Annotated in this window: 7 protein-coding genes; all 7 read left to right on the forward strand. The window is 47.9% G+C overall.

Annotation, left to right across the window (positions count from 1 at the left end; translation table 11 throughout):
- Positions 1-238: 238 nt before the first annotated feature.
- The 7 genes from NFR62_RS06270 (at position 239) to gyrB (ending at position 13,517) form a co-directional block, all read left to right on the forward strand.
- Complete coding sequence (locus NFR62_RS06270) at positions 239-4,513, forward strand: InlB B-repeat-containing protein (RefSeq protein ID WP_251616189.1); 4,275 nt, start codon at positions 239-241, stop codon at positions 4,511-4,513.
- A gap of 288 nt (positions 4,514-4,801) precedes the next feature.
- On the forward strand, positions 4,802-5,455 hold the full coding sequence (locus NFR62_RS06275) for a redox-sensing transcriptional repressor Rex (protein WP_251616190.1): 654 nt from the start codon (positions 4,802-4,804) through the stop codon (positions 5,453-5,455).
- A 102-nt stretch (positions 5,456-5,557) separates the two neighbouring features.
- Entirely contained in the window at positions 5,558-8,164 is a 2,607-nt protein-coding gene (gene adhE, locus NFR62_RS06280; protein WP_251616191.1) for a bifunctional acetaldehyde-CoA/alcohol dehydrogenase, read from the forward strand.
- Between the two features lie 12 nt (positions 8,165-8,176).
- Entirely contained in the window at positions 8,177-8,929 is a 753-nt protein-coding gene (locus NFR62_RS06285) for a phosphotransferase family protein (protein WP_251616193.1), read from the forward strand.
- A 174-nt stretch (positions 8,930-9,103) separates the two neighbouring features.
- On the forward strand, positions 9,104-9,637 hold the full coding sequence (locus NFR62_RS06290; protein ID WP_251616196.1) for a flavodoxin family protein: 534 nt from the start codon (positions 9,104-9,106) through the stop codon (positions 9,635-9,637).
- A gap of 532 nt (positions 9,638-10,169) precedes the next feature.
- Positions 10,170-11,237, forward strand: a complete 1,068-nt coding sequence (locus tag NFR62_RS06295) for a hypothetical protein (RefSeq protein WP_251616197.1) — start codon at positions 10,170-10,172, stop codon at positions 11,235-11,237.
- A gap of 369 nt (positions 11,238-11,606) precedes the next feature.
- The gene (gene gyrB / locus NFR62_RS06300; protein ID WP_251616198.1) at positions 11,607-13,517 is read left to right on the forward strand and encodes a DNA topoisomerase (ATP-hydrolyzing) subunit B; all 1,911 of its coding nucleotides are present in this window, start codon (positions 11,607-11,609) and stop codon (positions 13,515-13,517) included.
- The last annotated feature ends 8 nt before the right edge of the window (positions 13,518-13,525 follow it).

A 13,525-nucleotide genomic window follows, 5' to 3' on the forward strand; every position in this document is an offset into this window, starting at 1 on the left:
CACAATCGAAAAGTGTCCCTCCCTCTTATCGTTTTTGCAAGGCTTTTTGCGACCAAAAAGCCGAAGGTGTTTTCGCCCAAAGTCTTTTGCGACCGAAAAGAGCTCCGTTGCGCCTCCGCAACAAATTGTTGACATATTAAATTTTATATGATATAATAACACACAATAAAAATAACCCGCGAGCAAGGGCGCTTAAAAAACGAAGGCTTTTGCGCGCGGATTTTTTTACGGAGGTTACATGAAGAAGCTAAGAATAGCGTTGATTGCGATGGTGATTGCGCTTGCGGCGGTAGGAGTTGCGGCATGCACGGGCGAAAAAAAGCCTGCAAGCGAACATACGGTAACGTTCCAAATCGCGGGGGGGGGAAGCATTGAACCCCAAACGGTGAAGGACGGAGAAACTGCGGTAAAGCCCGCCGACCCCGAAAGAATAGGCTGGACGTTTAACGGGTGGTACTTGGGCGACGCCGAATATACCTTTACCGAAAAAGTAACGCAGGATATAACTCTAACCGCGCGCTACACGTCTGTGCTCGGCGGCGAGGGAACGGCGGCAAGTCCGTTTACAATCGACACTGCGGAAGAGCTCGAACTTATGAGCGAGTATATAGAGGCGGGCGCGAGCGAATTTGTTTCGGCAAACTATATTCAAACCGCGAACATAGTTTCAGCGCTTGGAGAACCTGTGAAAAATTTTACGGGAATATACGACGGCGGAAACAAAACGCTGTCGCTAATTGCTCCGCTTTTCGGAACGCTTGGCGGAACAGTAAAAAACCTTACTGTTAGCGGCGAAATTACTTCCGACGCGGAAAACGCGGGGCTTATAGCGAGCATTGCCGACGGTGCCGTTATATCCGACGTAAGCGCAAGCGGAAGCGTTGCCGCTTCGCGCGGCATTGCGGGCGGCATTGCGGGAGTTTTCGGCGGCAGAATGGAATACGTTAATTCTTCCGTTTCGGTTACGGGGCTTATAGCGGGCGGTATCGCGGGCGAAAGTAACGGCGCTATTTTAAACAGCGTTGTTACCTCGAACGTTTCCGCCGAACGTAGCGCAGGCGGCGTTGCGGGCGTTCTCGGTGAGAACGCGCTCGTTCAAAATTGCGGATTTAGCGGCAATGTTCGCGCGGGCGAAAGCGCGGGCGGCGTTGCGGGCAATAAAGAAGCGGGCTCGGCAATCTTCCGCGCGTTTGTGTTCGGCAAATCGAAAATAGAAGGCGAAACTGCGGGCGGCATCGCGGGCGCGCTCGGTTTCGACCTTATGAAATACGACGACGTGTTCAAATGTATGGTTGGCACTTCCGTAGCCGTAGAGGGCAGCAAGTCCGAAACCGAATGCGACGGGGTTTTCAACCTCGATGCGTTCGCGGCGCTCGGGCTTCCCGCCGCAGTTTGGGACGTTGGCGGAGAAACTCCGGCGCTTAAAGCTGAGCGGGACGAGCTTCCGTCGCAAGTAACGCTAAGCGTGAACGGGGAAGAAAGCTCGGCGCCTTACGGCTCGCACGTTCAAGGCGAATTGTTCGACGACGACGGCTTGCATTTTTCCGTTCTTTTCGAACTCGATTTTAACGCCGAATTGAGCACGATAGAAGTTTCTAACGAGGCGCTTCAAGGTGTTTTTGCGGGCGGAAATTCCGAACTTGAATTTACAGCAAACGGCGCGCTTTACACCGAGAGCAGGGCGACGGGCACGAAAACGCTTACTTACACGGGCTCGCGCGTGAACTACGAAAAATATTACGACAGTTGGTGGGGCGAATATGTTGACTATGCAGCGCATGTTCATGCCTACACCGACGGCACAACCGAATACGCTTTTATGATTGAAAAGGAGTTGATAAAAGAGGGCGAGCCCGATTTTATAGGCTATCTTTACATGTTCGAGAAAAAAGACGGCAAATGGGCGCTCGCAAAAGAATGGACGCCCAAAACCGACATTTTCGCGGGTTCTTACGTTTCCACGTCGCAAACTACAAACTTGTATTTGGTGGTTGACGGCGCTTATACCGTAGACACGGTGGAGAATACCGAAGTGGGTTGCTACTACACCAAATTTACGGTGTATGTAGACGGCGAAATTAGCAGAACGGTAAACGGCAGAGGAATAACGGCAATGTTTTACGGCAGCTCCGCCAACACGAACGCTTATATTCCCGCACTCGTGTATGCCGAAAACAACGAGAATTCTTTGGACGTTGTGCGCTATGTTGACGGCGAACTTGTGTCTTACGCCTATTCGAATTTCGGAAGCTACGTTTATTCCGACTTTTTGGCGGCGGGTACTTGGTTCGACGGCGAAAAGACTTACGTTATAAATACGCAAGATAAAACCGTTGCGCTCGACGGCGGCGCGGCGGTGCAATACACGTTGTCGGAAGAGGACGGAAGTATTTCGTTCAGCGCGAGCGGCGTCGATTATAATCTTATGCTTGGGCTCAACGCTTTCGGCGACTACAAACTTTATTCTACCGATTCGGCTAAGCAGTTTGTGGCGGTGTCTTACGCCGACGGCGCTCTTGCGGGCACCTGGCTTTCGGGCGACACCTCGATAACTGTTGGCGAAAGCTCCGTTACGGTAAACGGCGAAGCGGCAACGGGCGTGCGAAACGCTGTGTATAACGACGCGCTTGCTTTGCGGTTTGTGGATTCGAACAACGCGGAATACTTTTTGGTGCAATACAACGATTCCGTTGCGCTGTTATATAAAAGCGGAGTGCGCGCGTTTGCGGTTAAAGAGGAAACTCTCGAACTTTACGAAGGCGTTTTCGCGTCGTTCGTGAACGGGCGGAGAGCGGAAATTACAATAAACGCCGATTTCACGGGTTCGTATAAGTTGGGCGAAGAAGTTTGGCAAATAACGCCGCGCCTAATTTTTAACGAGGGGCTTGGTCTCGTTACCGTTTCTTTCGAGGCAAACGGCACGACTTATGTAATCGCTTTTTATAACGAAACCACCGTTGTGGCGGTAGACGTGTATTCGGCGGAACAGTGGGTTTTCACAACTTCCGAAATAATATCCGAGTTTGTCGTTTCCACCCACACAAACGGCACGCAAATGCTCGAAATAACTTCTTCGGGAACATACGCAATATACGACAGGGGCGAAAGCAAAGGAACTTTTACCGCGCTTACCGCGAGTTATCTTGAAAGATACGGTTTTTCGCTTGTTGTGTACGACGGCGAAAACATAGACAGGTTTTTCACTCTCGACGACGCGGGCAATATGTTTTTATACGACGGCGAAAGCGGAGACGTTATTTGCAGTTTTGTTTCCGACTCGGCAGTTCAGGCGGCTGTGGGGACGTATGTAAGCAACAACGGTTTCGGCGAAGGGCTTTTGGTTCGCACAACGCTTCATGCCGACGGCAGAATAACCGAAACGTATACCGACAAAAACGGCGTTAAGCACGAAAACGAAGAAAGGAATTGGAATCCGCAAATTGTTTTTACCGACACGGTGAAAACCAAAACGCAATTAGTGCTTTTGATACAAGACGAAGCGACGAATATGTTTGTTTACTATTATAAACAACCTTTGGGTCTTTCCGTGTTTGGCGAAATAATATATTTCAACGAAGATATTTTCGAATATATGGCTTTGTCGAACGCTTACAAAACGCCCGACGGCGGCGTGGTGCAAATAGCGGGAGCTTCGGCGATTGACTATAACGGCGTAAGATATTCGGTAACTAACATAGAAAGCACCGAAAGCGGCGCGACTATTTCGCTCGAATATCCCGATTGGCTGTCGCCCGTTCAGGGGACGCTCGTTTTTGCAAAGGCGGACGGAAACATTACGGTAACGTTCACGACGGGGAGCGACACGTTAGCGCTCACGCCCGTAGAAATTGAAGAATTGGAAGAACCCGTAGGTACTTTCCGAAATGGCGAAACTATTTACACCGTTGACAAGTTTACTAATTACAACGGCGAAACGAAATTGCGTTTGAGTTTTTCGGAATTTACCGCAAACGGCGTAAAAAAATACACGCTGTTGCATAGCGGTTTCCGCATTGCCGACAACGGGGAAACTTTAATTGCAATGAGCGATGTAATTGCTGGAACAAGGTATATTCGTAAAGACGGCGATAACTTGATTGTATATAGCACGCTTTCGGAGGTAGCGCCCAAAACGGCGACGCCCGTTGCTGCCGTAAATATTTCCAAATACGCCAAAACGTATGAATCGGATACAAAAACGGCTGTAATCGACGTGAAAAGCTATGATTGGGGCGATACAATCACTCTTAAAATTACTGAAAACGAGAACACAGCCACATATAATTATTCTTGCAGTTACTATTCGGGCGAAACTTACGCAATGGCGTTCAATACTTACGACGACGACTATAACGAAGTGTATATTTACGTTCGCGTAACCGAAAATTCCGACGGTTCTATAACCATATCGATAGGCGAGCAAAAAGACGAGCAAGAGGGCGACGAGCGGTATACTTGGGAAAATTCAATTCCTCTTCCGCCTCCTCCTCCGCCCCCGCCTCCGCTTCCGTAATGTTTCGGCTTAACGAAAGGAACATTATGGGCGTATGGGTGCGATTGCTTGCAATTTCACAATTTGCTACTAATTTATGAATCTTAACCTAAAAAAGCGGTCAAGGGCGCAGCCTTTGTCGTTGCAGTATGGGGTTTTAAAAGGGGCGGGGCACAGTAAAAAAGTGCCTCGCTCCTTTATCGTTATTGCAAGGCTATTTGCAACCAAAAAGCCGAATAAAACGGTTGACAAATTTTTGAATAGGGAATATAATATAAATCGATAATAATTTATCGATTGCGGAGAGCTATGATTGAAGTTAAGGCGGACGCGGTTGCGTCTAAGGCGACGATTTCGCGGTTACCGGTATATCTGCGATTTCTGCGAGACAAATTAAAAGCGGGCGACGAAAACGTGTCGAGCACCGCCATAGCCGACGAACTGCGACTCAATCCTGTGCAGGTGCGCAAAGACCTCGCGCTTGTTTCCGCAGAGTCGGGCAAACCCAAACTCGGGTTCCGCGTTAAAGAGCTTATCGAGGGGATAGAGAGCTTTTTGGGGCTTTGCAACACGCACGACGCCGTTTTGTGCGGGGTAGGGAGCTTGGGGAGCACGCTCTTAAAATACGAGGGCTTTAAAAATTACGGTTTGAATATTGTTGCGGCTTTCGACACTAACGCCGCCGTAATAGGTAAAAAAATAAACGGCATAGCTGTGCTTGAATACGAGGCGTTGCCAAAAACGGTTAAAAGACTGAATATTAAAATGGGAATAATAACAGTGCCCAAAAGCGTTGCTCAAAACGTTGCCGACACTATGGCGCAAAGCGGAATAAGAGCTATTTGGAATTTTGCGCCCGTGCATCTCAGCATGCCCGAAGAAGTTGCCGTAAAGTACGAAGACCTTGCGGCGTCGCTCGCGGTGCTCGGCAAAAAACTCGAAGACACTTTGCGCAAAGAATGATTTGCCGCTTTCATAACGTTATTGCGAATAGCCGAAAGGCGACGCGGCAATCGTAAACATAGAACAGCAAAAAAGTATTAAATTTTAAGGAGACATAAACAAATGGAAAAAACTGCTATCGTAGACAGCGTTGAAAGCCTGCTTGCCCGCATAGAGCAAGTGCAGGCTGCGCAAAAAGAGTTTGCCACGTTCTCGCAAGAGCAAGTTGACAAAATCTTTCTTGCGGCGGCGTCGGCGGCAAACAAAATGCGCATTCCGCTCGCCAAAATGGCTGTGGAAGAAACGGGCATGGGCGTTGTGGAAGATAAGGTTATTAAAAACCACTATGCCGCCGAATACATTTATAACGCCTATAAAAACACGAAAACGTGCGGCGTTATAGAAGAAGACCCCGCTTTCGGAACAAAGAAAATTGCCGAGCCTATCGGCGTTGTGGCGGCGGTTATTCCCACAACCAACCCCACGAGCACCGCGATTTTCAAAGCGCTCATTTGCTTGAAAACGCGCAACGGCATAATCATAAGCCCGCATCCCCGTGCCAAAAACTGCACTATTGCGGCGGCAAAAGTTGTGCTCGACGCGGCTGTTGCGGCGGGCGCTCCCGAAGGGATTATTTCGTGGATAGACGTTCCCTCGCTCGACATGACGAACACGCTCATGAAGAGTGCGGATATTATTCTTGCTACGGGCGGACCGGGCATGGTTAAAGCGGCGTATTCGTCCGGAAAGCCCGCAGTTGGCGTGGGCGCGGGCAACACTCCCGCAATTATCGACGACACGGCGAACATAAACATTGCGGTGAACTCGATTATTCACAGTAAGACTTTCGACAACGGCATGATTTGCGCGTCCGAGCAGTCGGTTATTGTGCTCGATAAAGTTTACAACGCCGTCAAAAAAGAATTTAAGGCGCGCGGTTGCCACATTCTCAGCGCCGAAGAGTGCGAGAAAGTGCGCAAAACGATACTCATAAACGGCGCGTTAAACGCCAAAATAGTGGGGCAGTCCGCTCATACAATAGCGGCGCTTGCGGGCGTTAAAGTGCCGCAAGACACCAAGATAATAATAGGAGAGGTTGAAAGCGTTGCGCTCGAAGAGGAATTTGCGCACGAAAAACTCAGCCCCGTGCTTGCCATGTACCGCGCCAAAGACTTTGCCGACGCGCTCGACAAAGCCGCTCAGCTCGTTGCCGACGGCGGATACGGACATACTTCGTCGCTTTATGTGAACGAGCAGCAAGAAAAAGACAAAATTGCCGCGTTTGCCGCAAGAATGAAAACTTGCCGCATACTCGTGAACACTCCGTCGAGTCAGGGCGGAATAGGCGACCTTTATAACTTTAAACTCGCGCCGTCGCTCACATTGGGCTGCGGTTCGTGGGGCGGAAACTCCGTTTCGGAGAACGTAGGCGTTAAACATTTAATAAACATTAAAACCGTTGCGGAAAGGAGAGAAAATATGCTGTGGCTCAGGTTGCCCGCTAAAGTATACCATAAAAAAGGGTGCCTGCCTGTGGCGCTCGACGAATTAAAGCACGTTATGGGCAAAAAACGTTGCTTTATAGTTACCGACGAATTTTTGTATAAGAACGGCTACACAAAAGGCATAACCGATAAGCTCGACGAAATGGGAATAGTTCACACCACTTTCTTTAAAGTGTTGCCCGACCCCACGCTCGGCTGCGCGAAAGAGGGCGCCGAAGCTATGCGCGCGTTCGAGCCCGATTGCATTATAGCGCTCGGCGGCGGCTCCGCTATGGACGCGGGCAAAATCATGTGGGTTCTCTACGAGCACCCCGACGCCGACTTTATGGATATGGCAATGCGTTTCGTGGATATTCGCAAGCGCGTTTACACTTTCCCCAAAATGGGCGAAAAAGCCACGTTTATCGCCGTTCCCACTTCGGCGGGCACGGGCAGCGAGGTTACTCCGTTTGCGGTTATAACCGACGAGAGCACCAACATAAAATATCCGCTTGCCGACTACGAGCTTTTGCCTAACGTTGCCATTATAGATTCCGACCTTATGATGAACATGCCCAAAGGGCTTACTTCCGCTTCGGGTATCGACGCAATGACTCACGCGCTCGAAGCTTACGCGAGTATGCTCGCAACGCCGTACACCGACGGTCAGGCTCTTGTTGCGCTCAAACTCATATTCGAAAATCTTCCCACCGCTTACGAAAAAGGAGCCGCCGACGCGGTTGCGCGCGAGAAAATGGCTGACGCGAGCACTATGGCGGGCATTGCGTTTGCAAACGCGTTCTTGGGCGTTTGCCACTCTATGGCGCACAAACTCGGCGCGTACCACCACATTGCGCACGGCATAGCGAACGCTTTGCTCATAACCGAAGTTATGCGGTTTAACGCAAGCGAGCAACCCAAAAAGATGGGAACTTTCTCGCAATACGGCTACCCGCATACTCTCAAAAGATATGCCGAAATCGCGTCGTTCTTGGGGCTCGAAGGCAAAACCGATTCCGAAAAGTTCGAAAGCCTTATCGCGGCTATCGAAGCGCTCAAAGCCAAAGTTGGCATTAAAAAGACGATTGCCGAATACGGCGTAGACGAAAAAGCGTTCCTTGCCACTCTCGACGAAATGACCGAACTTGCGTTCGACGACCAATGCACGGGCGCGAACCCCCGCTATCCGCTTATGAGCGAAATCAAACAAATGTATTTGAACGCCTACTACGGCGCTAAAAAATAAGGAGGAAAAATTATGAAGTTAGACAAAGTTATGGCGCAACGCCCCGACAAAACCGTTTACCGCGACGGCGACAAGGTTATAAAGGTTTTTTCCAAAGATAAACATAAATCGGACGTTCTCAACGAAGCGCTCAATCAAGCTCGCGTAGAAGAATCGGGGCTTAAAATTCCCAAAATCTGCGACGTTACCTGCCTCGAAGACGGGCGTTGGGCGATTGTTATGGACTACGTCGAGGGCAAGACTCTCGCGTCGCTCATAGAAGAGAACCCCAAAAAAGCGGACGAATATCTTGAAAAATTCGTAGACTTGCAAATAAGCGTTCACGAAAAAAGAGTGCCGCTTTTAAACAAGCTCAAAGATAAAATGATGCGCAAGATAAGCGAAACCGACTTTTCGGCTACCGTGCGCTACGAGCTCAACGTTAGGCTTGAAAGCATGCCCAAGCACACAAAGTTGTGTCACGGCGACTTTAACCCCTCGAACGTTATAATCACGTCGTCGGGCGACGCCTACATTATAGACTGGGCTCACGCGACGCAAGGCAACGCGTCCGCCGACGTTGCTCGCACCTATCTTTTGTTCTGTCTTGCGGATAAAAAAGACGTTGCCGAAAAATATTTGAAGCTGTTCTGCGACAAGAGCGACACCGCAAAGCAATACGTTTTAAAGTGGTTGCCCATAGTCGCGGCGAGCCAGTCGGTTAAGCAAAAGCCCGAAGAAAAAGAGCTTCTGCATTCGTGGATAGACGTTGTGGAATACGAATAATTATTTTCGCAAAAACGCTTTGCATTTTCGAGCGATTAAAAAAACTTTTCGGCGATATGTCGAAAAGTTTTTGCTTTTAAATCGGCGCAATTTTCGAAGAAATAATTGACAACAGTTCTGAATATTTTTATACTGAATTATAGAAAGATATGCTTAATTTAAAAGGAGATTGTCATGAAAGTATTGGTGATTACGGGAAGTCCGCACAAAAACGGAACGTCGGCTCATCTTGCCGAACAGTTTATTAAAGGCGCAAAAGAAAAAGGATACGAAGTAATACGTTTCGATGCCGCCGAAAAGCAGGTGCATCCTTGTATTGCTTGCGAAAGATGTCATAACACCGACAAAGGGTGCGTATTCAAAGACGCAATGGAAGAACTCAATCCCGAACTTTTGTCGGCGGACGTTATAGCCTTTGTTTCGCCTATCTACTACTATACAATAAGCGCGCAGATAAAAGCGGTAATCGACAGGTTCTATGCCAACGACGCGGCGTTGCATAACAATAAAAAAGCCGTGTTATTGCTTACTATGGCGGACGATACCGACGAATCCGCGCTCGGCGCATTACAGACATTTAAAGGAATATGCAATTTTTTGGAATGGAAAAATGCGGGAACGGTTATAGGCTTGGATTGCGCTACGGTAGAAGATTTACAAAAAACCGATTATTTAAATAAAGCGTACGAACTCGGTAAATCTTTGTAAAACAAATAACAGTATTTCTCTATAAACACTATATTCGTGATGCGCGAAGCTGGAAGTATTGAGCGAAAGCCGCCGCGTTAATTGCTTTATGCAGGAGATTGCTTCGCTAACGCTCGCAACGACAATCAAAACGAATACAGTAGCACGTTGTCCTTAGCCGAGCGTTACATCACGATGTCATTGCGAGGAGGGCGAAGCCCGACGCGGCAATCTTCCGTATGGGGCGAAAAATTTAAAAAATCGAAAAAGAGCAATTCGCATAATCGAGCCGAATTGTTCTTTTTTGCGGTTAAACAAATAGCCAGCTATCTTCGCAAGCGAAGTATAACAGGCTATACTTTTTTCGCATTTGCATCGGTAAATCGAAATTTACCGTTCTACAATGTCATGTCGAGCTTGTCGAGACATCTTTTTGTAAGGAACGAATGTGCTATCTTTCCTCGCTTTTAACCCTATAAAATACACCGTAAAGCTTGTCTTTTTTATGTACAAAGACAGGATTTTGTGATACAATAAAACGCGAGGAACACAAATGACAGAAAAACAGGTTAAATTATATGCCGATTTTACCGCAACGACTGTGGTGAAAGATGACGAATTGTTATGGTCGGCGGAAGAACTCGGAAAGCATGTCGAAAAGTCGCAGGCGAGTACTTTTTATTATAAAAATTACTTTGCTATTTTGGAAAATAAAAGCAATAATGTCGACGGTTACGACAAACAATTTATTTTGCCGTATTCCGAAAAAGAAGTAGCCGAATGTTTAAAAAAAGCGAAACGAGCGCAAAAAAGAAAAAGATTTGCGGGTAAGAATAAACGCAAATTTGTATCGGCAACCGACATAAAAGGTTTTAAGAAAGTTGCGGAAAAAGCATATAAAAGAAAAATCGCAACCGAAGCCGCGCGTGAAGAAATTCTCAGATTACAAGAAGAAGAAAAAGAACGGGTGCGTATAGAAGAAGAACGGTTACGAAACGAAGAGCGAAAAAAAGCGGAACAGGAAGAAAATGCCCGTATAGCGCGCAAAAAAGAAATAGTTCTTACGGTAATACGCATGTTGAATATACTTTGTTTGTGCTTATTGTGCAGCGGCATATGTACGGGAACGGCTTTTTTATCGATAACTATATCGCACTGCACGGGCGTTAGATTGGGCTTTGTTATTGCTTTTAACGGAATTATTGTAATTTTATTCGGGGCGCGTCCCATTATTTCGCTTATCCCCTCGAAATTTTACGACGGTTGGAATTGGAACGGAATTATCTTTTTCTTGTTCCATGAGCTTATAGCTTTTGCCGCTACGGTACTGTTTTCGTTTGTGGCGTGGCTGTTAAAAAACATAGACAGCACAGTCGGCATGATTATAAGTTACGATATTTTGTGCTTGGGCTTAATTATTCCGTATATTCTGTTTAATTTCGGGATAGACGTTTTTGAGTTTGCGGGTAGTAGTGAATTTATCACGCCGATAGACGATTGGCGTAAAGACGACGGTTGGGTTACAATAGGCGTGGCTTTTATTGTTTGGATTTGCGTTTTCGGTGCGTTGTTTATATTTCGGAGCTTTATACTTGAAGGTTGTAAATATGTATTCAGTTGAAATTACAATATGGAACGTTGTGAATTTTGTTGCGAAAAGTGTAAATATTGAAAACAAATACGGCGTAGCGCGAAGCCGGAAGTATTGAGCGAAAGCCCGACGCGGCAATCTTAAAAAAAGCGCATAAATCGAATATTTTAAGAAATATATCGGCTCGGTTCGCATAATCGAGCCGAATTGTTCTTTTTTGCGCCTTATAGCCCCTTTTAAGGGCGCGAGACGGCGTGTGTCTAAAATTCGACCGAAATTTTCACAGGCAAAAGGGCTAAAACGCTTTATTTTTCGGCGTAAATATGGTATAATTAAAATACAACCGTTGCAAAGGTTTGCCTTAGCTCATTCGAGAAAGGAAAGGAGAAAACGGACACAATGGCAAGGAAAGTAGACACACATTACGACAGTAGCGAAATTCAGGTGCTCGAAGGTCTTGAACCCGTGCGCAAGCGTCCCGGTATGTATATAGGCAGTACCGACGAACGCGGACTTCATCATCTTATAGTGGAGATAGTGGACAACAGCGTAGACGAAGCGCTTGCGGGATATTGCGACACGATTATAGTCGAGCTCACTCCCGAAGGTGCGGTCGCTGTAACCGACAACGGCCGCGGCATACCCGTAGACATCCACCCCAAAGAAAAAGTCAGCTCGGTGCAAGTGGTGCTCACAAAGCTCCATGCGGGCGGCAAGTTCGGCGGCGGGGGATATAAAGTGTCGGGCGGCTTGCACGGCGTGGGTCTCAGCGTTGTTAACGCGCTCAGCGAATGGCTTGAAGTGGAAGTTTACAAAAACGGAAAGATGTATCGCCAGCGTTACAATCGCGGCGTGCCTCAACGCGCTTTGGCGGAAATCGGCAGAACCGACCGCACGGGCACAAAAGTAACGTTTTTCCCCGATGACGAAATTTTCGAAACTATCGAATTTACCTACGATTTGATTCGCACCCGCATGCGCGAGGTTGCGTATCTTAATCGCGGGCTCTCCATTCAGCTTATAGACAACCGTCCGGGAAGAGAAAAGCAGGAAACCTTCAAATATGAGGGCGGTATTCTCGACTTTGTGGATTACCTCAACCGCAGTAAAGAAACGCTTTTCCCGCAGTCGCTTTACATTGAAAAAACGTATAAAGATAACACGGTTGAAATCGCAATGCAATACAACGACAGCTACAACGAAGTGCTGTATTCGTATGCGAACAACATAAACACCGAAGAGGGCGGCACCCACCTTGTGGGCTTTAAAAACGCGCTCACAAAGGTTATAAACGACTATGCTCACGAGCAAAAGGTTATTAAAGAGGAAGAAAAACTCACGGGCGACGACGTGCGCGAGGGACTAACCGCCATAATAAGCGTAAAACTCACCGAGCCGCAGTTCGAGGGTCAGACTAAAACGAAACTCGGCAACAGCGAAATGCGCGGTTATGTGGAAAAAGCGCTCGTTGACGGGCTCGGCACCTACCTCGAAGAAAATCCCAAAGAAGCGAAAGAACTTGTGTTAAAGTGCATCACGGCGCAACGCGCGCGCGACGCGGCGCGAAACGCTCGCGAGCTCACCCGCCGCAAAGGAGTGCTCGAAACCACCACGCTTCCCGGCAAGCTCGCCGACTGTTCCGACCGCGACCCCGCGCATTGCGAGATTTATATCGTGGAGGGCGACAGCGCAGGCGGCACGGCTAAGCAAGGGCGCGACCGCAGATTCCAAGCTATTTTGCCGCTTAGAGGTAAAATTCTAAACGTTGAAAAAGCGCGTCTCGGTAAAGTGCTCGAAAACGCCGAAATAAAAGCCATGATTACCGCGTTCGGTTGCGGAGTGGGCGAGGAGTTCGACGAAAGCAAGCTCCGTTACGATAAAATTATCTGTATGACCGACGCCGACGTTGACGGCAGTCATATACGGATTTTGTTGTTAACGTTCTTCTTCCGCTATATGCGCCCGCTCATAGAAAAAGGACACGTTTACAGCGCAATGCCGCCGCTTTATAAAGTAAGCAAAGGCAAAAACGATTATTATTGCTACACCGACCGCGAGCTCAACGAAACGCTCGATAGGTTGGGAAGAAAGGGCAGCGAAGTTCAGCGCTACAAAGGTTTGGGAGAGATGAACGCGGAACAGCTTTGGCACACAACCATGAGCCCCGAATTCCGCACGTTAAAGCAGGTTACTATGGACGACGCTTTTGCCGCCGACGAAATTTTCACCATTTTAATGGGCGAAATGCCCGAACTTCGCAGACAGTTCATTGAAGAGAACGCCAAACTCGTTAAAGAATTAGATATATAGTTTGTGTT

This window comes from Pumilibacter muris (assembly GCF_943193045.1).
Lineage (GTDB): Bacteria > Bacillota > Clostridia > Christensenellales > Pumilibacteraceae > Pumilibacter > Pumilibacter muris.